At 39.9% G+C, this 21,738-nt stretch carries 21 protein-coding genes and 1 tRNA gene; 15 read left to right on the top strand and 7 right to left on the bottom strand.

The window, feature by feature from the left end:
- Window positions 1-51 precede the first annotated feature (51 nt).
- From adeF to SOI81_RS05340, 3 genes are read left to right on the top strand one after another with little or no spacing between them, the layout of a single operon-like run.
- Window positions 52-1,272 carry a multidrug efflux RND transporter periplasmic adaptor subunit AdeF gene (gene adeF / locus SOI81_RS05350; RefSeq protein WP_320541343.1) on the top strand — a complete coding sequence of 407 codons (1,221 nt, stop codon included), beginning with the start codon at window positions 52-54 and terminating at the stop codon, window positions 1,270-1,272.
- Between the two features lie 6 nt (window positions 1,273-1,278).
- Window positions 1,279-4,458, top strand: coding sequence for a multidrug efflux RND transporter permease subunit AdeG (gene adeG, locus SOI81_RS05345; RefSeq protein ID WP_224991396.1), 3,180 nt, complete (start codon window positions 1,279-1,281; stop codon window positions 4,456-4,458).
- Between the two features lie 12 nt (window positions 4,459-4,470).
- A complete protein-coding gene (locus tag SOI81_RS05340) occupies window positions 4,471-5,931 on the top strand; it encodes an efflux transporter outer membrane subunit (RefSeq protein ID WP_320541342.1) in 1,461 nt (486 codons plus the stop codon).
- 46 nt (window positions 5,932-5,977) lie between these two features.
- On the opposite strand, the gene glyA is transcribed toward SOI81_RS05340, so the two are convergent.
- Window positions 5,978-7,231, bottom strand: a complete 1,254-nt coding sequence (gene glyA / locus SOI81_RS05335) for a serine hydroxymethyltransferase (protein WP_016140470.1) — start codon at window positions 7,229-7,231, stop codon at window positions 5,978-5,980.
- 60 nt (window positions 7,232-7,291) lie between these two features.
- Between glyA and SOI81_RS05330 the strand changes: the two genes are divergently transcribed.
- Window positions 7,292-7,453 carry a hypothetical protein gene (locus SOI81_RS05330; protein WP_081039056.1) on the top strand — a complete coding sequence of 54 codons (162 nt, stop codon included), beginning with the start codon at window positions 7,292-7,294 and terminating at the stop codon, window positions 7,451-7,453.
- A gap of 23 nt (window positions 7,454-7,476) precedes the next feature.
- Here the strand turns inward: SOI81_RS05330 and SOI81_RS05325 are convergent, their stop codons facing one another.
- Window positions 7,477-8,706: an alpha/beta hydrolase gene (locus SOI81_RS05325; protein ID WP_320541341.1), complete on the bottom strand. Its 1,230-nt coding sequence runs from the start codon at window positions 8,704-8,706 to the stop codon at window positions 7,477-7,479.
- Between the two features lie 248 nt (window positions 8,707-8,954).
- Here SOI81_RS05325 and exoX point away from each other — a divergent pair, with 248 nt between their 5' ends.
- The 11 genes from exoX to SOI81_RS05270 all read left to right on the top strand — a co-directional run bounded on the left by exoX (window position 8,955) and on the right by SOI81_RS05270 (window position 18,105).
- Complete coding sequence (exoX, locus tag SOI81_RS05320) at window positions 8,955-9,641, top strand: putative quorum-sensing-regulated virulence factor (RefSeq protein ID WP_002118253.1); 687 nt, start codon at window positions 8,955-8,957, stop codon at window positions 9,639-9,641.
- A gap of 145 nt (window positions 9,642-9,786) precedes the next feature.
- A complete protein-coding gene (locus tag SOI81_RS05315) occupies window positions 9,787-10,410 on the top strand; it encodes a hypothetical protein (protein WP_320541340.1) in 624 nt (207 codons plus the stop codon).
- 102 nt (window positions 10,411-10,512) lie between these two features.
- Window positions 10,513-10,589 (top strand) — tRNA-Arg (locus tag SOI81_RS05310).
- Window positions 10,590-10,706: 117 nt separating this feature from the next.
- Window positions 10,707-11,642, top strand: coding sequence for an ABC transporter ATP-binding protein (yadG, locus tag SOI81_RS05305; protein ID WP_002118101.1), 936 nt, complete (start codon window positions 10,707-10,709; stop codon window positions 11,640-11,642).
- The gene (gene yadH / locus SOI81_RS05300) at window positions 11,639-12,412 is read left to right on the top strand and encodes an ABC transporter permease (RefSeq protein WP_016140466.1); all 774 of its coding nucleotides are present in this window, start codon (window positions 11,639-11,641) and stop codon (window positions 12,410-12,412) included. The genes yadG and yadH overlap by 4 nt, the downstream gene beginning before the upstream one ends.
- Window positions 12,409-13,221, top strand: a complete 813-nt coding sequence (gene queF, locus SOI81_RS05295) for an NADPH-dependent 7-cyano-7-deazaguanine reductase QueF (RefSeq protein ID WP_224991403.1) — start codon at window positions 12,409-12,411, stop codon at window positions 13,219-13,221. Before yadH ends, queF begins: the two co-directional genes overlap by 4 nt.
- A gap of 23 nt (window positions 13,222-13,244) precedes the next feature.
- Window positions 13,245-13,895 carry a hypothetical protein gene (locus SOI81_RS05290; protein ID WP_016140464.1) on the top strand — a complete coding sequence of 217 codons (651 nt, stop codon included), beginning with the start codon at window positions 13,245-13,247 and terminating at the stop codon, window positions 13,893-13,895.
- 126 nt (window positions 13,896-14,021) lie between these two features.
- Window positions 14,022-15,164, top strand: coding sequence for a rod shape-determining protein RodA (gene rodA, locus SOI81_RS05285; RefSeq protein WP_057074415.1), 1,143 nt, complete (start codon window positions 14,022-14,024; stop codon window positions 15,162-15,164).
- Between the two features lie 19 nt (window positions 15,165-15,183).
- Window positions 15,184-16,185 (top strand): lytic murein transglycosylase B, encoded by a 1,002-nt coding sequence (gene mltB, locus SOI81_RS05280; RefSeq protein ID WP_320541339.1) that lies wholly within the window; start codon window positions 15,184-15,186, stop codon window positions 16,183-16,185.
- 289 nt (window positions 16,186-16,474) lie between these two features.
- A complete protein-coding gene (locus tag SOI81_RS05275) occupies window positions 16,475-17,086 on the top strand; it encodes a septal ring lytic transglycosylase RlpA family protein (protein ID WP_130625771.1) in 612 nt (203 codons plus the stop codon).
- Window positions 17,087-17,655: 569 nt separating this feature from the next.
- Window positions 17,656-18,105 carry a DUF962 domain-containing protein gene (locus tag SOI81_RS05270; protein ID WP_224991404.1) on the top strand — a complete coding sequence of 150 codons (450 nt, stop codon included), beginning with the start codon at window positions 17,656-17,658 and terminating at the stop codon, window positions 18,103-18,105.
- A 45-nt stretch (window positions 18,106-18,150) separates the two neighbouring features.
- On the opposite strand, the gene SOI81_RS05265 is transcribed toward SOI81_RS05270, so the two are convergent.
- From SOI81_RS05265 to tsf, 5 genes are all read right to left on the bottom strand, one after another.
- Window positions 18,151-18,468 carry an AzlD domain-containing protein gene (locus SOI81_RS05265; protein ID WP_320541338.1) on the bottom strand — a complete coding sequence of 106 codons (318 nt, stop codon included), beginning with the start codon at window positions 18,466-18,468 and terminating at the stop codon, window positions 18,151-18,153.
- Window position 18,469: 1 nt separating this feature from the next.
- Entirely contained in the window at window positions 18,470-19,186 is a 717-nt protein-coding gene (locus SOI81_RS05260) for an AzlC family ABC transporter permease (RefSeq protein WP_320541337.1), read from the bottom strand.
- A gap of 88 nt (window positions 19,187-19,274) precedes the next feature.
- Window positions 19,275-20,099 (bottom strand): helix-turn-helix transcriptional regulator, encoded by an 825-nt coding sequence (locus tag SOI81_RS05255; protein ID WP_262444895.1) that lies wholly within the window; start codon window positions 20,097-20,099, stop codon window positions 19,275-19,277.
- Between the two features lie 105 nt (window positions 20,100-20,204).
- Window positions 20,205-20,690 (bottom strand): DUF3465 domain-containing protein, encoded by a 486-nt coding sequence (locus SOI81_RS05250; RefSeq protein ID WP_320541336.1) that lies wholly within the window; start codon window positions 20,688-20,690, stop codon window positions 20,205-20,207.
- Window positions 20,691-20,755: 65 nt separating this feature from the next.
- On the bottom strand, window positions 20,756-21,631 hold the full coding sequence (tsf, locus tag SOI81_RS05245) for a translation elongation factor Ts (RefSeq protein ID WP_002118238.1): 876 nt from the start codon (window positions 21,629-21,631) through the stop codon (window positions 20,756-20,758).
- Window positions 21,632-21,738 lie beyond the last annotated feature (107 nt).

Here is a 21,738-nt window from a genome sequence, read left to right as displayed (position 1 = left end):
GACCAAAACTAAAAGTCTGAAAACAGGTATCCAAATAACTAGGAGCACCTCATGTCATTTTCCCGCAAACAGTTCGCACTGTCTGCCATCTTTGTTGCCATTTTAGCAACAGGAGGCAGTTTTATGTTTTTACATGAAAATGCCGATGCAAAAGCTGCACCGACCGCTGCCCAACAAGCTGCTACTGTTGATGTCGCCCCTGTAGTGAATAAAACCATTACCGATTGGCAAGAATATTCCGGGCGTTTAGAGGCGATTGATCAAGTCGATATTCGGCCTCAAGTTTCAGGAAAACTCATTGCTGTACATTTCAAAGATGGCAGTCTGGTTAGAAAAGGCGACTTACTTTTTACAATCGACCCGCGTCCTTTTGAAGCAGAACTCAATCGTGCCCAAGCTCAACTCGCTTCGGCTGAAGCACAAGTCACTTATACGGGTTCTAATCTTTCCCGTATTCAACGTTTAATCCAAAGTAATGCTGTCTCACGTCAAGAGCTAGATTTAGCTGAAAATGATGCACGCTCAGCCAATGCCAACCTGCAAGCTGCTAGAGCTGCCGTTCAATCTGCACGTTTAAATCTTGAGTACACCCGCATTACTGCACCAGTCAGCGGCCGAATTTCACGAGCCGAAGTCACCGTCGGCAATGTAGTTTCTGCAGGCAACGGAGCACAGGTTTTAACAAGTTTAGTATCTGTATCTCGCCTTTATGCATCTTTCGATGTTGATGAACAAACTTACCTGAAATACATCAGTAACCAGCGTAATTCTGCACAAGTTCCTGTTTATATGGGACTTGCTAATGAAACAGGCTTTACTCGTGAAGGTACGATCAATTCAATCGACAATAACCTAGATGCAACCTCAGGAACAATCCGTGTTCGCGCGACCTTTGACAATCCAAACGGCGTTTTATTACCGGGCTTATATGCACGAATCCGTTTAGGCGGGGGCCAACCTCGTTCAGCAATTTTAATTAGCCCAACCGCAATTGGGGTCGATCAAGATAAACGCTTTGTCGTGGTCGTTGATGCTAAAAACCAGACTGCTTACCGTGAAGTAAAAATCGGAGCGCAGCAAGATGGTTTGCAAATCGTGAATAGCGGATTAAAAGCGGGTGACCGTATTGTGGTGAATGGTTTACAGCGGATTCGTCCGGGTGACCCTGTTACACCACATCTCGTTCCTATGCCTAACGCACAAATCACAGCTAATAGCACCACGACTCAACCTCAGCCAACAGATAAAACATCAACTCCGGCAAAAGGTTAATCGCATATGAATATCTCTAAATTTTTTATTGATCGGCCGATCTTTGCTGGTGTTTTATCAGTATTGATTTTACTCGCCGGTCTGCTTTCGGTGTTTAAACTGCCGATTTCTGAATATCCGGAAGTTGTTCCCCCGTCTGTGGTGGTTCGCGCTCAATATCCGGGGGCAAACCCGAAAGTAATTGCTGAAACTGTTGCTTCTCCGCTTGAAGAATCGATCAACGGTGTAGAAGACATGCTGTACATGCAATCTCAAGCAAACAGCGACGGTAACCTCACCATTACGGTAAACTTTAAACTCGGTATCGACCCAGATAAAGCTCAGCAACTAGTTCAAAACCGTGTGTCTCAGGCAATGCCTCGCTTACCTGAAGATGTACAGCGCTTGGGTGTCACGACTTTAAAAAGCTCACCAACATTAACCATGGTTGTGCATCTGACCTCACCAGATAGTCGCTATGACATGACCTACTTGCGTAACTATGCGGTATTGAACGTGAAAGACCGTTTAGCGCGTTTACAAGGGGTGGGTGAAGTTGGTTTATTTGGTTCTGGTGACTACGCGATGCGTGTGTGGCTCGACCCACAAAAAGTGGCACAGCGTAACCTCACAGCAACCGAAATTGTGACTGCAATCCGTGAACAAAACATTCAGGTAGCAGCGGGTACAATCGGTGCATCACCAAGTAATTCACCTTTACAGCTCTCAGTCAATGCTCAAGGTCGTTTAACCACTGAACAAGAATTTGCAGATATCATTTTAAAAACTGCTCCAGATGGTGCGGTTACCCGATTGGGTGATGTAGCTCGTGTTGAACTCGCAGCTTCACAATATGGCTTGCGTTCATTGCTTGATAATAAACAAGCAGTCGCGATTCCAATTTTCCAAGCACCGGGTGCTAATGCATTGCAAGTTTCCGATCAAGTGCGCGACACGATGAAGGAGCTTTCAAAAGATTTCCCATCTTCAATTAAATACGACATTGTGTATGACCCGACCCAGTTCGTACGTGCCAGTATTAAAGCGGTCGTTCATACCTTACTTGAAGCAATTGCACTGGTTGTTGTTGTTGTAATTTTATTCTTGCAAACATGGCGTGCCTCAATCATTCCATTGCTTGCCGTACCAGTTTCAATTATTGGTACGTTCGCACTCATGCTTGCTTTTGGTTATTCCATCAATGCACTGTCACTATTCGGGATGGTACTCGCCATCGGGATTGTGGTCGATGACGCGATTGTCGTCGTCGAAAATGTCGAGAGGAATATCGAAGCAGGTTTAAGCCCAAGAGATGCAACTTATCGCGCCATGCGAGAAGTGAGTGGGCCGATTATTGCGATTGCCTTAACGCTTGTTGCAGTATTCGTACCTCTTGCCTTTATGACAGGCTTAACAGGGCAATTTTATAAACAATTTGCCATGACCATTGCCATTTCAACAGTCATTTCGGCATTTAACTCACTTACTCTATCTCCTGCTCTAGCAGCCATGTTACTTAAAGGACATGATGCTAAACCTGATGCTTTAACGCGCATTATGAATCGCGTATTTGGACGTTTCTTTGCGCTGTTTAACCGCGTATTTACACGTACTTCAGACCGTTACGGTAAAGGTGTGAGTCGTGTCATCTCACACAAAGCATCGGCAATGGGTGTCTATGCAGCACTTTTAGGTTTAACCGTTGGTATTTCTTATATTGTTCCGGGTGGTTTCGTTCCCGCGCAGGACAAACAATATTTGATTAGCTTTGCGCAGTTACCAAACGGCGCGTCATTAGATCGTACCGAAGCTGTCATTCGTAAAATGAGTGATACAGCTCTTAAACAGCCTGGGGTAGAAAGTGCTGTTGCCTTCCCGGGCCTCTCAATTAACGGTTTTACCAACAGCTCAAGCGCTGGTATTGTCTTTGTAACCTTAAAACCATTCGATGAACGTAAGGCGAAAGACTTATCTGCCAATGCAATTGCAGGTGCGCTCAATCAGAAATATTCAGCTATTCAAGATGCCTATATTGCAGTTTTCCCACCACCACCAGTGATGGGCTTAGGGACCATGGGCGGCTTTAAACTCCAACTCGAAGACCGAGGTGCCTTAGGCTATTCAGCCTTGAATGATGCTGCACAGAACTTTATGAAAGCAGCACAATCAGCTCCTGAACTTGGCCCAATGTTCTCAAGTTATCAAATTAATGTACCTCAACTGAACGTAGATCTGGACCGTGTCAAAGCTAAACAACAAGGTGTTGCTGTAACAGATGTTTTCAACACCATGCAGATTTATTTAGGTTCTCAGTACGTTAACGACTTTAACCGTTTTGGACGTGTTTATCAGGTTCGAGCACAAGCCGATGCGCCTTTCCGTGCAAACCCTGAAGATATTTTACAGCTTAAAACCCGTAACAGTGCCGGACAAATGGTGCCGTTATCTTCACTGGTAAATGTAACTCAAACCTATGGTCCTGAAATGGTCGTTCGTTATAACGGCTATACCTCAGCAGATATTAACGGCGGCCCTGCACCGGGTTATTCATCTAGCCAAGCAGAAGCTGCGGTTGAACGTATTGCCGCACAGACTCTTCCACGTGGTATCAAGTTTGAATGGACGGATTTAACTTACCAAAAAATCTTGGCTGGTAATGCAGGACTCTGGGTATTCCCAATTAGCGTATTGCTCGTGTTCTTAGTTTTAGCCGCACAATATGAAAGTCTAACTCTGCCTTTAGCTGTAATTTTAATTGTACCAATGGGAATCTTGGCGGCTCTGACAGGTGTCTGGCTGACAGGTGGAGATAACAACATCTTTACCCAAATTGGTCTGATGGTACTGGTCGGACTGGCCTGTAAAAATGCCATCTTAATTGTCGAATTTGCGCGGGAACTTGAAATGCAAGGTGCAACTGCCTTTAAAGCAGCTGTTGAAGCAAGTCGACTACGTTTACGTCCAATTTTAATGACTTCTATTGCATTCATTATGGGGGTTGTACCACTGGTTACCTCAACTGGTGCAGGTTCTGAAATGCGCCATGCCATGGGTATTGCCGTGTTCTTCGGCATGATTGGTGTAACACTGTTTGGTTTATTCCTGACTCCTGCCTTTTATGTGCTGATTCGTACCCTGAACAGTAAACATAAATTGCATTCGGCAGCCGTTCATGAAGCGCCTTTATCTACCCCACATGATCATTAAGGAGGATATTTGATGGCTACAGCAAAACAAAGCTTATTATTGTCCTCACTCATGGGAAGCCTGCTCCTTGCAGGCTGCTCTTTGGCTCCAGAATATCAACCTGCAAAGGTGATTGTTCCAGTCAAATTTAAAGAGTCCGATCCTCAACTTGAGGACAATAACTGGAAAATTGCCCAACCTGCCGATCAGCAGGTTCGAGGTGAATGGTGGCGTGTTTTTAATGATGCTCAATTGAATGAGCTAGAACAACAAGCCATTTCCGGAAACCAGACCCTTAAAGCGGCAGCAGCCAATATTCAGGCTTCACGTGCGTTACGTTCAGCAGCACAAGCTGAACTTTTGCCAAGTATTGGTGCTGGCTTTGGGCCAACTCGTCAAAAGCCCTCTCCAGCTTCACTCGGTTTAGATGAAAATGCCCATACGTCTGCACAAACCTTATGGCGTGCTCAAGCGAATGTTTCATATGAGCTCGATTTATTTGGTCGTATCGCCAGTAGTGTGAATGCAGCAACAGCTGATGTACAGCAACAAGAAGCATTATATCAGTCAGCACTTTTAGCCCTACAAGCAGATGTTGCGCAAGGCTATTTTCTTATTCGACAGTTAGATGCTGAACAAGCAATTTATAATCGCACCATTAAGTTACTTAGCGAAACACGAGATCTTGTTCAAACTCGATTTCAAAATGGTTTAGTCAGTGAATTAGATGTTTCCCGCGCACAGACCGAGCTTGCTACAGCACAAACGAGCGCATTGAATATTGCTCGTAACAGAGCCAATGCTGAGCATGCACTTGCAGTATTATTAGGCAAAACACCTGCTGATTTTAGCTTGGCAGTTCAGCCTTTAACTGCAAACAGCCTCCGTCTTCCAGCGGGTTTACCGTCAGCTTTACTTGAAAGACGACCGGACATTGCTGCGGCTGAACGTGCTATGGCAGCGGATAATGCGCGTATTGGAATTGCGCGTGCTGCCTTCTTCCCAAAACTGGACCTGACAGGTGCGCTCGGTTATGAATCATCAACTTTAGGTGATTTAGGTAAATGGTCGAGCCGTACATTCTTACTTGGTCCAGTTGCAGGTACTATTTTGTCTTTGCCATTATTTGACGGCGGGCAACGTAAAGCTGGAGTCGCTCAAGCACGGGCTGCCTATGAAGAAAGCGTGGCAAACTATCGGCAAACTGTACTGAATGCATTTCGCGAAGTTGAAAATGGTTTGTCCGATCAACGTATTCTCGATCAGCAAATTCAGGCTCAAAATCAAGCGCTCTCCTCTTCTCGTCATGCAAACCAGCTTTCTCATCTGCGCTATAAAGAAGGTGCGATTAGCTATCTTGATGTGATTGATTCAGATCGGACTATATTGCAACAAGAGCAACTTTCCGCACAGCTTAACGGCAGTAGAATGATGGCGAGTGTAGATTTAATCCGCGCATTAGGAGGCGGATGGCAGACTGCCTCACCTAATTAACTTGATATAAAAAAGCGCCATATGGCGCTTTTTTTATATTTACAACTTATTGTGCATATACAGGGAATTTTGCACAAACAGCTTCAACTTTTGCTTTTACGTCAGCAATAACTTTTTCGTCACCTTTACTGTCAATCACGTCAGCGATCCAACCAGCAAGTTCACGAACTTCAGCTTCACCGAAACCACGAGTTGTTACTGCTGGAGTACCAATACGGATACCAGAAGTCACAAATGGAGAACGTGGGTCATTTGGAACTGAGTTTTTGTTCACAGTAATGTGAGCAGCACCTAACCAAGCATCTGCATCTTTACCAGTTACATCTTGCTTGATTAAAGATAACAAGAATAAGTGATTCTCTGTACCACCAGAAACAACATCATAACCACGTGCAATTAATACTTCAGCCATTGCTTGAGCATTTTTCACAACTTGTTGTTGGTAAGCTTTGAAGTCATCAGACATTGCTTCTTTGAAGCAGATTGCTTTAGCAGCAATCGCATGCATTAATGGACCGCCTTGGTTACCAGGGAATACAGCTGACTGAAGTTTTTTCTCGATTTCTTCATTCGCTTTCGCAAGGATTAAACCAGAACGTGGACCACGAAGTGTTTTATGAGTCGTAGTTGTCGTTACGTCAGCAATTTGAACTGGGTTTGGATATACGCCAGCAGCAACAAGACCTGCAACGTGAGCCATATCAACAAAAAGGTAAGCGCCAACTTTGTCCGCGATGTCACGGAAACGTTGCCAATCTACAACACGGCTATAAGCAGAGAAACCAGCAACGATCATACGTGGCTTGTGCTCTAACGCTAAACGTTCAACTTCTTCATAATCGATCTCGCCAGTTTCAGCGTTTAGACCGTATTGAACCGCATTATAAGTTTTACCAGAGAAGCTTACTTTTGCACCGTGAGTCAAGTGACCACCGTGAGCCAAGCTCATACCTAAAACTGTATCGCCCGGGTTAAGAAGCGCTAGATAAACAGCAGAGTTAGCTTGTGAGCCAGCGTGTGGTTGAACGTTTGCGTAATCTGCACCAAAAAGTTCTTTAGCACGATCAATCGCCATTTGCTCGATGATATCCACATACTCGCAACCGCCATAATAGCGTTTGCCTGGATAACCTTCTGCATATTTGTTCGTAAGTTTTGATCCTTGCGCTTCCATCACAGCAGGAGAGCAATAGTTTTCAGATGCAATTAACTCGATATGTGCTTCTTGACGCTCACCTTCAGAAGCAATTGCTTGAGCTAATTCTGGATCAAATTCAGAAATGGAAATATTGGCAAACATTAGCGGGGGTCCTATAAATTAGGGCTTTTAAGCCGTGCTAAGATTGCGGCATATTGTAGCATGAACTTTATAATTAAACAGAATGAAGTTAGCTCAGTTTTAAATAAAAATGGCTCAAGTTTTATAAAAAATGAGCCATTGTTTATAAATCAAATAAAAAGCACGTTTAAAGCTTATATTTTAAATTTTTCCATCGTTTATTTTAGCTTACAACAATATTAAAAAGCCTTTAAATATCAATAACTCTATTGAGATGTCAGTAAGGTCTGAACATTTCCAACGATGTTATCAACATTACTACTCATTGCCGTGCCATGATCCCAGTTACCCGTTACATAACTATTAATTTTGGTGCCTACAACAGTGGCATTAGATATCAAGATATCCGTTGCTACTTTAGGAACTGTTGAATCTGCTAAGCCCTGATAAATAATGATTGGTGTCGTGACTTTTACTTGTAACGGCTGCGAATCTTTATCTAAAAATGTTTTAACTAACGGCACAGCCATAAAGTTAGGTTGTGTCCGCGTATAACCATCCAGCGTTCCATTGTGATCTGTAGCATACTTAGTCATACCTGCGCCAAAAGCTTGGCCCAATGGCCCGGAACAAATGGTTTCTGCTTGCGCTGCAATACTTGAAATTTGCGAAGTAAAGACTTGTCCATAATCAAAGCTCGACTGTGTGTTGCGGATACCCGCACTAACTAAAGCTGTATAAGTATCAAGTTGAGCATACATTGATATCTTTTTATCTAGAGTCGCATTAGCAACAGATTGCTCTCCCGCCACTAAAATAAAACCTAAATTAGAAGCAGGCGCTACGGCTACAGTACCTTTATAGTCGAGCTGTGCACGACTCGCATATTGTGCAGCACCCAATGCAGCATGCCCACCTTGCGAATGCCCTACAGTGACCCATTTTTTCGAAGTTAATAAGTTACGCTGTAATAAATAATTGCGTGTTGCAACCACCGCATCTGTAATTGAAAAAGCCTCACTTTTAACATTTAAAAAAGGATGTATACCTGGTGTACCTAAACCCTCATAGTCAGGTGCAACAACAACATAACCTGCTGTTAGTAATTTACTAATTAAATCTTTTGTACTATCTGCTAAAGCTGCTTTACTTGGTGCACAAGCATCTGCCACACCCGTAGTGCCATGCGCCCAGACTACAATTGGCCAACCGCCTACTGGTGGTGGAGTATTTGGTGTAAATACCAAACTGGTTGCCTGTACTTCTTGACCACTTTGACCCAACATTTTATAAGTCAAAATACTACTTTCTGCTGCCACACTTCCTAAGTTGGTACTTGTGTAAGCTTCAACTTTAACAACTGGATTTTGAATATTATTGACTGGTGTCCCGGATGGATTAGTAGGAGCTGGGCTATCATCACTACTCCCTCCTCCACAAGCGACTAAAAATAAACTCGTGCTCAGAACGCTTGTCATTAATAGGTTCATTTTCATTGATATATCTTCCCTTAAATTCCATTTTTGTTGTGCTTTAATTTTTAATCAACATTTTCTAATGTCTTAAAAACAATTACGCCTAATCTTTCTTTTCCGCAAGTTCTATTGTATGGAATTAATCTCTGAAAACTCTGTTTTTAATATAAATTGACGTTATCGCTACTTTATAGCTTCACTTCATGTTTTAAAGTAGGTAGTCAACTGTTAACATTCATAATTACTCGTGATTGTTTAAAGGGCCAGTTATGCAAACCATTATTTTAGATACAGAAACACATACACTAAATGGTTTGCCAATTGAAATTGCGTATGCCCCAATTGAGATTAATGCAGGCAAGCTCACCTTAGATAAAAGCAAATTGTTTGATCAACTGTATCAAGTCGGAACCCCTATCTCTTACGCTGCTATGGCAGTACACCATATATTAGAGTCAGATTTAGAAAACCAACCCCACTATAAAACCTTTAAATTACCAGAAACTACCACTTATATTATTGGTCACAATATTGATTACGATATTGCCGCGATTGCTCGTTGTGGTGTAGATGTATCGAATATCAAACCGATTTGTACTTTAGCCTTAGCGCGTAAAACTTGGCCTGACGCAGAAGCGCATAATATTTCAGCATTGATCTATATGATTTCTCAAGGCAGCAGTAAAGCTCGAGAATTGCTCAAAGGCGCACACCGTGCTGACGCCGATATTATTTTGACCGCTAATATTTTGATGCATATTGTCTATCATTTAAATATTCAAGATATTGAAGAGCTGTACCGAGTCTCTGAAGAAGCACGTATCCCTACAACTATTAACTTTGGAAAGCATAAAGGCACGGCAATTGCTGAACTTCCTAAAGACTATATTCAATGGCTATTGCGCCAAGATGAACTGGACGTCTATTTACGTAAAGCGTTAGAAGGCGCATTTTAAAGACTTAAATAGATGATATTCATAAATTCTTCATCATATTGTCATTTTTGAGTTTTATCGTTAACCCCATTTATATTTTATTAAAAATAGTACTGTTCAACTGAGAAGATTGAACAGTCTGATTTATTTTTTATCTTGGGGAAAAATGATGGCTGGTTTTTATCGAACCAATTTGGGAAGAGTCGCGCTTCAACAACGCAATATTGTTTTAAATGCAAAACAAAGACGTTTACTACTATTAATAGACCATGAAGATTTTCAAAATTTAAATAGTGAATTTAAAAAACGTATTGCGTCTCCAGAACTTATTCAACAACTTATCGACTTAAAACTTATTGCTCCTTCAAGCGAAAACTATTCAGAATTAAATGAACAAATATCTTTTCCACAACCCCCTATAACTACTGTAGAAGAGCATCAGAAAAATCCTACAGATGATCATAAAAACGACAATATAATTGGTGAAATTCAGGTTCCCCAATCTTTGCAATCTACAAATATTGAAAATACTCAGCCACCAGTTCCTGTTCAACAACTTTCTTTTGAAGAAATACAACAACTGATGAAGCAAAATTTAAATCAGTACTGTGGACTTATGGCAAAACCACTTATCCAGAAAATAGAGCAAATAAAAACGCTTCAAGAGCTTAAAATGTGCCAAATTCAATGGATTACCCACTTACAGGACTCACGTATTCCACCTCATGAGCTAGCCCATACTCTTCATTCTATTAATTATTCAATTCAACTTATCCAACAGCGCATCTAAAAAAACAACAAGCTGCTGTTTAATTAAGCATTAAACTCACTTGTTACCTATTTCGTGCTTTACCTATTGGTGTTTTTTTCCTATGATGTGGCCCACACACGTGCGCTCGTAGCTCAGTTGGATAGAGTACAGGTTTCCGAAGCCTGGGGTCGTGGGTTCGATCCCCGCCGAGCGCGCCAATTTATATATAATAACTTCATAAATTTATCTCAATTTTATAAAATTCCGACTATTTTACTTGGTTTATTAATCATTATCGCTCAAAATATACCCCTCTTTCATAATGTGAGAATTTCATGACTGATGCTTTGGTTTTAAGAGATTTGTCCAAAACATATCGTAATGGTTTTCAGGCGTTAAAAGGTATTAACCTCACTGTGCCTGAAGGTGAATTTTATGCGTTGTTAGGCCCAAATGGTGCCGGCAAATCAACAACCATTGGTATTATCAGTTCCCTCACGAAAAAAACCGAAGGGACAGTTGAGATTTTTGGGCATAATCTCGACACTCATCCATCCTTGGCAAAACAGCAGCTTGGCGTCGTCCCTCAAGAATTTAACTTTGGACAGTTCGAAAAAGCGTTCGATATTTTAGTCACCCAAGCGGGTTATTACGGCATTCATAAAAAGATTGCAGAAAAACGCGCCGAACATTATTTAGAAAAGCTAGGTCTCTGGGAAAAACGTAATATACAAGCACGCATGCTATCGGGTGGTATGAAGCGCCGCCTCATGATTGCGCGCGCCATGATGCATGAGCCTAAACTACTTATTCTAGATGAGCCTACCGCGGGTGTAGATATTGAATTGCGCCGCTCTATGTGGGATTTTCTCACCGAAATGAACGAAAGTGGTACTTCTATTATTTTGACTACACATTATCTCGAAGAAGCAGAAATGTTGTGTCGTCAAATTGCCATCATTGACCGTGGTGTCATTAAAGAAGACACCAGCATGAAAAGTTTCTTAAACCAGCTGAGTGAAGAGTCTTTTATTTTTGATTTGGCAGAACCCATTGCCCCACTTCAATTAAACATCATTGGTGTGAAGTTCAACTTAATTGATAGCAGCACTTTAGAAGTGACAATGGATAAGGCCCATACATTAAATGACTTATTCCAGCTTTTAGAATCACAAGGTATTCGTGTTCGTAGTATGCGAAACAAATCGAACCGTCTAGAAGAGCTATTCGTCAAAATGGTCGAGAAAAATCTTGAAGGAGAGGCAAAATGAATTTTAACCAACTGCAAATTGCCCTCTGGACTCTAGTTCGTAAAGAAGTACGCCGTTTTCTACGTATTTGGCCACAAACTTTATTACCACCTGCGATTACAATGAGTTTGTACTTTGTCATTTTTGGTAATTTGGTTGGTTCGCGCATTGGACAAATGGGCGGTGTGAGCTATATGCAGTTTATTGTGCCCGGCCTAATCATGATGGCGGTTATTACTAATAGTTATGCGAACGTATCTTCAAGTTTCTTTAGTGTGAAATTCCAAAAAAGCATTGAAGAGCTGATTATGAGCCCCGTGCCACTCCATATTATTTTATGGGGTTATGTGATTGGTGGGATTTGCCGTGGTGTATTGGTCGGAACAATTGTGACTGCAATGAGCTTATTCTTCACCGACCTTTTTATACACAACTGGTTCGTGACTATATATACAGTCTTAATTACCTCGGTTCTTTTCTCATTAGGTGGTTTTATTAATGCAGTTTATGCGAAATCATTTGATGATATTTCTATTATTCCAACATTTGTCCTTACACCTTTAACCTATTTAGGTGGTGTGTTCTATGCCATTAGTGCACTTGGTCCTTTTTGGCAAAAACTTTCTTTAATTAATCCTATTGTGTACATGGTCAATGCTTTCCGTTTCGGTATTTTAGGTCATAGCGACGTGAACGTTACGTTCTCTTTAATCATTGTGACATTATGCTGTGTTGTACTTTACGGAATTGCTTACTATTTACTTGCTCGTGGTTCAGGAATGCGTGAATGAGTGTCGAACAGTCTTTATTGGGTAAAGAAACTCAATATCCAACTAACTATCAACCTGATGTTTTATTTCCAATTGCTCGTGCCCAGTCTCGTGAAGCTTACTCGCACATTGAAGGTATTACACAAGGTAAAGATTGGTGGCATGTTTTTGAAATTTCATGGTTAAACGCTCATGCCATCCCGCAAGTTGCTATTGGCAGAATTACGCTGCCAGCTTCTTCACCAAATTTGATTGAATCAAAGTCATTAAAACTTTACTTCAATAGTCTTAACTTTACTCAGTTTGATTCTAAAGAATCATTCATTGAAACAGTTGAAAAAGACTTATCGGCTGCGGCAGGCGCTAAAGTTGAGTTAACCCTATTTCAGGTAGATGATTTAGAGATTTCTAAGCCTCAAGGTATTTGTATTGATGAGCTAAACCCAGAGCGTTTAGAGCAACATCCAGATGCGACTCTTTTAAAACAAGATGAGTCTAACGAAGAAGTGGAAATTGAACTGTATTCTCATCTTTTGAGAAGTAACTGCCCAGTCACGGGACAACCGGATTGGGGTACAGTTTTTATCCGTTTTAAGGGCAAAAAACCTTGTTATCGTAGTATTTTAGCTTATATTATCTCGTACCGTCAGCATAACGGTTTTCACGAACAATGTGTTGAGCAAATCTTTGCTGATATTTGGCAAAATTTGCAGCCTGAAAAGCTGATGGTTTATGCAACTTATACTCGTCGCGGCGGACTTGATATTAACCCTTGCCGAGTATCGGATCTTTCATGGATGCCAAAACCGATTCGATTGGCACGACAATAAAACGAATAATTTGAGGATATACCATGCCGTTTTTTGGTTTTACCCCTTCTGAAGGCTTATTGAACGATATACAAACTGGAATTGCGAATAAAAATTCTAGCGAACCTTTGTATCCACTTCGCGATAAGATTGCTTTACAACTCAATGAAGAGATTATTGATAATGTCTTAATTCAGTTAGTTCAGCATTTCCCTGCAAGTGAAAAACGCGATACTGCCGAAAAACTAGCAGGCTATGTCAAATCAACAGTTGCAGTTCTTTTAAAACAATTGTTAAGCAAAGCACCAAACGATGTTGTTAAACAGTCTGTAGAGTTCTCTGAAAAAAGCTTATTTAAAGACCCACAAGGTCAATATAAAGTAGGTGTAACTTTAGATCCTAGTTTAGTCACTAACCTTAAGCATAACTTCACTGAGCTTGAAGCTGGCAACGATATTAATAAAGCTGCATTAGCTGAACTATATAAACAATTCGGCGATGCTATGATCAAGCATTTTATGTCTGATTTTAACAAAACATTAGACCTCGGCATGATCAAGCGTAAAGCGGCTGATATTGGTGCTGCGGCTGTAACAAAAGCAGTTCATATTGCAATTGATAAGCTCATCCCTAGCTTAAATCGTACTGAACTAAAAGCGATGGCTGAATATCATGATGGCCTATTCTTTAACTAATAAAAAATAGCCTATCGGAAACCTAGCGAGAGCTAGGTTTTTTTATTGCAAAATATTGATATACATTGCCATTAATCAGGTTTATGTTAGCATGCGCCAAGCACTGATTGACCTAGTTAACGCCGCATGTCTCCGAGTCCACAATATAAATTTTTACGCCAAGCTCCTCGAGATGGTCTTAGCACAGCTATGCAACCATCAAAGTGGCAACAACTCCATATTGACCCGTGGTTATGCCTATTTTTGCTCTTAAATGCTCTGTTAGGTTTAACTGTACTATATAGTGCTTCAGCACAAGATGTAGGGTTAGTCAGTAAACAAGCCATGAGTTTTGGTATTGGTTTCCTAGTGATGGTTGGCCTAGCCCAAATTCCACCTAAGGTCTATCAAGCTTTTTCACCCTATTTTTATTTGTTTGGTCTATTTTCACTTGTGGCAGTCATGGTGTTTGGTGAAGTCCGAATGGGTGCTCAGCGCTGGATTGATATTCCTGGTTTCGGAAGTGTTCAACCCAGTGAATTCATGAAAATCGGCATGCCAATGATGATTGCGTGGTTCTTAGCAAGAAAACCTCTTCCCCCTAGCTTTTCACAAGTTGTTTTATCATTAATGTTAATTGGTATTCCTTTTTTACTGATTGCAGAACAACCAGATTTAGGGACATCGCTTTTAGTCTTGGCAAGCGGCATATTTGTCTTATTTTTAAGTGGACTATCATGGCGGATGATTGGTGCAGCTGCCGCTTGTGCAGCGGTCATAATTCCCATTGCATGGGAGTTTCTTTTGCACGACTATCAGCGTCAAAGGGTGTTAACTTTACTTAATCCAGAAGCAGATGCACTCGGTACAGGTTGGAATATTATTCAATCTAAAACTGCAATTGGCTCTGGCGGTTTTTCAGGTAAAGGTTTCCTTGAAGGTACTCAATCACATTTACACTTTTTACCCGAAGGACATACTGACTTTATTATTGCTGCGTATTCCGAAGAATTTGGTCTAATCGGTGTACTTATTTTAGTAACTCTTTATTTTGCTATTATTTTTAGAACATTCCAGATCGGTTTACAAAGCTTCCATAACTATGGACGTTTAGTTGCCGGCGCCTTTGGTTTGTCTTTTTTTGTTTATGTATTTGTAAATGCGGGAATGGTCAGTGGTATTTTACCTGTAGTAGGTGTTCCTTTACCTTTTATGAGTTATGGCGGAACAGCTATTATTACTTTAATGGCCACCTTTGGTTTAGTCATGTCCATTCATACACATCGATAATCTGGAATTTTAAAACGATATGTTGTCTCAACACTTAAATAAAACTTTAAAAATGCTTGCTTTGTGTACTGGCTTAATCAGTACCAGCCATTTTGCTCAGGCTAACGATTTTGCCACACATCCTGATTATTTAAACTTTAAACAAAAAACGATGAATGCTTATGGCTTAAGTAGCGACCAAGTCGATGCAGCCATGAGTGGCGCAAAAAATTTACCAAATATTCTAAATATTATGACTCGTCCAGGTGAAAGTAAGCCTTGGTATGATTACCGTTCCATGTTCTTGGTAGAAGGCACAATTCAACGCGGCGTGCGTTTTAAAAACCAATATGCAGATGCTTTAAATCGCGCTGAACAGCAATATGGCGTATCTCAAGCTGTCATTTTAGGTATTTTGGGCGTTGAGACAGGTTATGGTGCAAATAAAGGTTCTTTTATTACACGTGATGCCTTAGCTACCCTTGCTTTTGGCTACCCTCGCCGCGCTGAATATTTTGGTGATGAGTTAGCTGCTCTGATTGCATGGACATATAAAGAAGGTTATCCAACTAGAAGTATTGTTGGCTCATATGCAGGTGCGATTGGCTATCCGCAATTTATGCCAAGTAATATTAGTAAATATGGTGTGGATTATGACGGTAATGGCCATATCGACTTAAGAAACTCAGCAGAAGATGCCATCGGTTCAATCGCTAACTATTTAGCAAAACAAGGTTGGCAACGCGATCAGCCTATCGGGTTTATTGCACGTTACACAGGATCAAATCCGGAAAGTATTATTGCGAAAGATTTAACTCAACCTTTCCCCTATGGCGCACTAAAGACACTGGGTATCGCACCATTAAATCCTTTAGTTAAAATTGATGATCTGGATATGGTGAATGTAATTCAATTACAAGACTATAACGGTCCAATTTACTATTTAACTTACCCGAATTTTCAAGTGATTACGACTTATAATAAGAGCCGCATGTACGCTACCGCTGTGTGGTTATTAGGCACTGAAGTGGCTAGCCGATAGGCTAGCTTTTTTACATCCATACCAAAAGTCAATAAATATTTTTGTTAAATAGCTCACAATACATACATTTTAAATAAATTGTTACACTATTGATTATTTTTTAACCTAAAACTGTAAGTTTTTGCCCTTTTTGTAACGATTTCTCGTTAAAGACTAGACACTCTCCGTAAGCGATGAATATTATCCACCCCAATATAGCAATTGCAAAAGTGAATAATAAGGCATGTTCACTTTAAATTTCAGTCAATGGCTGAAAGAAAAAAGTACATGTTCTCAGGAGTTTATACAAATGCAGTTATCGCTGAAATACATTCTTGCACTGACGGCTAGTTTAAGCATGGCCCCACTGCACGCTGAAATGGTGCAGTCATCATCATTAAACAGTGATGTAGATGGTCCTAATCTAGCAGCACGTGTGTTGAGTAAAGATACTCAAAACTTTAATTCTCGTTTTTCTAACATTAACAGTCTTTCAATCACTGAACGTTCTGGCGATCAAATCCGTCGTCAAGCGATCGCAGCAAAAATTGAAATCCCTGAAGATGAGCCTTCAGTGATTGAAAAACTTAACACAGTAGCTTCAAATACTGTTCGTAAGTTTAGCCAAACTGGTATGGCGTCTTGGTATGGCCGCCAATTCCATGGTCGTAAAACTGCAAGTGGTGAAACATTCGACATGAATGCTCTAACTGCTGCTCACCGTAGCCTACCATTGAACTGTTATATTCGAGTAACGAATAAAGACAATGGTAAAAGTGTGGTTGTAAAAGTAAATGACCGTGGTCCTTTCCATGGTAATCGTGTACTTGACCTATCTTACGGTGCAGCTAAACGTCTTGGTATTACCAATGCCGGAACTGCAAAAGTAAATATTGAGCGTGTTGATGGCCCAACTTCATAAGTTATAGCCTCTCGAGTTCATGTAAAAAGCCGCATATTTTCTGCGGCTTTTTTATATTTTAAACTATCAAATATAATTTCCCACCTAGAATTGAAGTGACTTCTTTTTTGCCCCTAATTCACCCCAAATTTGAATACTTATTAATCAAAAAAACACATTAATTTAGTCCAACTCAATTTAACGCCTAAATTGCGCTTAGAGCAACTTTATAAAATTTTGGCTACCCTAGTACCATTTTTCTAAAACAAAGGCTATTTACGGCGTTTTTAGAGTAGATGAGTAGAGCTTTTTCACACAATTTTCCCGACTATCTCAAAATGGCACTTTTTTTGATAATTTCATCATCTAGCAACATAGAAAAAATATTATGAAATATTGCACCTCTCTTGAGGTCAAATTGATCACTTTTTCAATTACCGTGACCTTATTTTTTCCATTGTGCTTTCCTAAGCGTTTATTACCAATTTTCCATAGTTGAATAGTGTGAGTTTCTTGTCGATATCTTCAAGAACAGGCTAAAATACACTCAGAAAAAATAAATCAAATTTAAAACAAGGAGTGTGCTACTCATGAAATCCATTACTGAATGGTTTGATGAATATAGTGAAAGTCATCAAAATCCAACAAACAAACAAATTCACTGGCTTTGCGTTCCTGCCATTTTATTTTCTATTATTGGAATTATTGCGCATTTCAGCACCTTACTTACTGCGCTATTACTTGTGCTGACCTTAGTATTTTATGCACGTTTAGATCTTGTACTTGCTGTTGCGATGGCTGCTTTACTTGTTGTTATGGCATGGCTCATTTACACCCTGCCTGTAGGAGTCGGGTTTTATATCGCTATTTTTGTGATTGCTTGGGTTGGACAGTTTTACGGACACAAAGTAGAAGGCAAAAAGCCATCATTCTTTAAAGATTTACAATTCCTACTGATTGGACCAGTTTGGTGTATGGATGCTTATCTCGGAAAAATCTTACCCAAATGGAAAACTAGACAAAAACATGCTATTTCCTAATTGTTAAATTAGAGCTGAATCCTCTCGATTCAGCTTTTTTATATCTTAGTAATTTATTAGAAAATTTATAAAATAAAAGAATCCCAAACTTGCTATCACACTTAAAAGTACTTTTTTTAGATAAATAGCGATCACAATACAAAAGATTGCTGCATAAATATAAGGATTATTTATCATACCTCTAAAATGATCACCATCGAAAAAAATAACTGGAATGCAGATTGCAGTTAACAAACAAGGTGCGGAATAATGAAGCATCTTATTCATCATAAGCGGCATTTTAATTTTTACTTTCGGCTCTAAAAAGTAATAGCGATTAAAAAAGACAATTGCTGCCAAGCCTAAAATCATAAACCAAGACATACTATTCCCCCATCCCTATTTTTTCAGTTAATACAGCAATTAACATCCCTATTAATCCTGAAAGTAAAATCGCCCCCTCAATTTGATAAAGTTTAAATAAAAATCCGCTTAAACAAGTGGTTAATACACCCGCCACAACAGGATATCCTTTACATAACGGCACAATCATGGCAATAAAAATAGCAACGATCGAAAAATCTAAATGATAATTTAAAAGATTAGGTATCACTGTTGCGAGCAATATGCCCGCCAAGCTAAATACCACCCAAAATAAATAAAAAGACAGTCCGGCTCCGAGCAGATATTCCGATCTTCTTTTTTCCAAGGGAGCGCTCACAGCAAACAATTCATCTGTTAATAAAAAACCTAAACTTAACCGTTTTGGGAGGGACAAAATAGAAATATCATTTCTGAAAGTTAATGCATAAATAAAATGCTGAGCAGTTAAAAAGAAAATAGTTAAATAAATTGTAAAAACAGATGCCCCTTCCATAGACATGCTTAAACTAACTAACTGAGCAGCTCCAGCAAAGACAAGTCCAGACATTGCCAGTGCTTTAGAAAAAGATAGTCCCGCATGAATTGCCATAGACCCCGCCAAAATTGCCCACGGAATAATAGAAATTGACAAGGGCAAAATATCCACTGCACCGCGTAAAAACAAATAGGATGGCTTATTTTTTGAAAACTCAACCGTCTGATTAAGCTGAAAATTCATATATAAAATCCAATATAAGAAACACCTCCATAACTTGCTTGATGAGTGCTGACTTATATTGGATAAAATTGCTTGAGTACCAGTTTATTTATATGTTTAAACTTGCCACATATTGAGTAGGTGTAACGCCCATTGCTTTTTTAAAGTGACGGTTAAAATGGCTTTGATCAGAAAAACCACATTGTTGTGCCACCATCACAATTTGATCCCCCTGTTTTAATAACTGTCTCGCTTTTTGCAAGCGCGCTTGAACCAGCCACGCATGAGGTGGTAAGCCTACATATTTTTTAAATTGTCTTAAGAAATGCCAAGCGCTCAAGCCGACCATGTCCGCCAAATCTTGTAAAGAAAAGTTCGTTTCAGGCATTTCTACCAGCAATTCTTTAACTCTTAATATTTTTGAATACGCCTCTGGCAGCTCACAAAAAGTATGATTTGATTTACCATGTCGTTTCATTAAACAAGCTAATGTCGATAAATACATTGTTTCTTTGAGTAGAAAATTATCTTTTTGTTCTAATAAATCAAATAGTAAACAAAGCTGTTGAGCCAAACCTAGATCGTGAATCACAGCTTGTGGAAACCATGGAGCTCCATGCGGATTTTCAAAAAAATCTTGGCTAACTTCTGCCAACATTTCCGGTGTAGGATAAATTGCTCGATAGCGCCAACCCGATTCGACAGCAGAGGAGCCAGTATGAATCTCATCTGCATTAACTAAAATAATATCGCCTTTAGGGGCTACATGTAGCTGTCCCGTCCGAAAAAAAGACTGTGCCCCTTCTTCAATTACACCAATACAATATCCTTCATGAGTATGCTTTGAAAATTGTGTTTGGTGATAATGTGCTTTTAATAACTCTAAACCGCCCAACTCTCGCACATGCAGATAATCGGCTTGCTCCCGCTGCATAAATACGTCTCATCTATTCAATAAAAAAACCATAGCATGTTTTAATAAACTGAATAGAACAAAATTGCTCTATGAAAATAATCTAATCAGACATTCACTGGAGTTTTATTGGTAGATTTGTCCATCATGTTTAAGCCAACCACTTTCATGACGACCTTGTGGATCATGATGAGTCCAATGTAATACCCCACCTTTTGGGTTGTATTCATATTCGCCGTAAAACTCTACGATATCACCTTTATTTAGATTGGAAATTTTAGGTGCCAAATCGATGTTATGAGCGACCAAAATTGAAAGGCCATTGTTTAATACTAGAATGAATTTCTGATGTCTCGACCCATCATTATCATCTCTTAAAATTGCTTTAACTCGACCCTTTCCCCCTACTTGAACATTACTTTGTCGCTGCTCGTAAGCAGTTTTTATAGTGTCCACCCAATTATTTGAAAATGTAGTTTTATTATTCTGAGCTGTGGGTATAGTTGATGAAGGCGATTGGCTTTGCTTATGTCCAGATAAATCTAGACCAAAATACGCAGCAATCAATAAAATAATGATACCACCAATACTAAGATTTTTTTTATTTGTCATTGTATACCCTTATTTTAACTAAGATAAAAAAAGCCCCATTGGGGCTTTTTTTATTGTGATACGAATTACTTCGCAGCAGCTTGAGCAGCAGCAACTTCTTCAGCGAAGCTAAGTTCTGCTTTCTTCTCAATACCTTCACCAACTTCGAAACGTACGAATTCAGCAACAGTAGTACCAGTTGCTTTTAATACATCAGCAACTTTTTTGTCGTTGTCGATTACGTACATTTGACGATCAAGAGCAACTTCGTTCAAGTATTTATCAACTGAACCAGTTACCATTTTCTCAACGATGTTAGCAGGCTTACCAGATTCTAACGCTTTCGCTTCAGCAATTTCTTTTTCTTTAGCGATAAGGTCAGCAGGAACAGCTTCAGCATTTACAGCTACTGGGTTGAATGCAGCAACGTGCATTGCAATACCTTTACCAGTATCAGCATCACCAGTATAAGAAACTACAACACCGATTTTTAAACCGTGTTTGTAGATAGCCAAGTTTTCGCCTTCAACGATTTTCGCACGACGAACTTGGATGTTTTCACCGATTTTTTGAACAAGCGCAATACGAGCTTCTTCAACTGATTGACCGTCTGCTAATTTTAATTCAGCGATTTTAGCAGCATCAGTTTCACCAGCAGCTAAAGCAGCTGTAGCAACAGCTTTTGAGAAGTTAGAGAAGTTTTCATCTTTAGCAACGAAGTCAGTTTGACAGTTAACTTCAACTAAAATTGCTTTGTTGCCTTCTTGAACGATTGTGATTGCACCGTCAGCAGCAATGTTACCAGCTTTTTTAGCAGCTTTAGCTTGACCAGATTTACGAAGGTTATCAATAGCAAGCTCGATGTCACCGTTCGCTTCTGTTAATGCTTTTTTGCATTCCATCATTGCAAGACCAGTACGGTCACGTAATTCTTTTACCATGCTTGCAGTAATTGCAGTCATGTTGATCTCCTAAAATCGGTAGAAAATAAATCTTTTCAACAAAAACGGCCCAAAGAATCTCTGGGCCGTTTGCACTCTCGACGCTTAATTTGCCACCATTACATGTC

The sequence above is a fragment of the Acinetobacter pittii genome, from assembly GCF_034067285.1.
Classification (GTDB): Bacteria; Pseudomonadota; Gammaproteobacteria; order Pseudomonadales; family Moraxellaceae; genus Acinetobacter; species Acinetobacter pittii_E.
The sequence above is the reverse complement of the archived record's forward strand: the minus strand, read 5'-3'. Positions and strand labels throughout refer to the sequence as shown.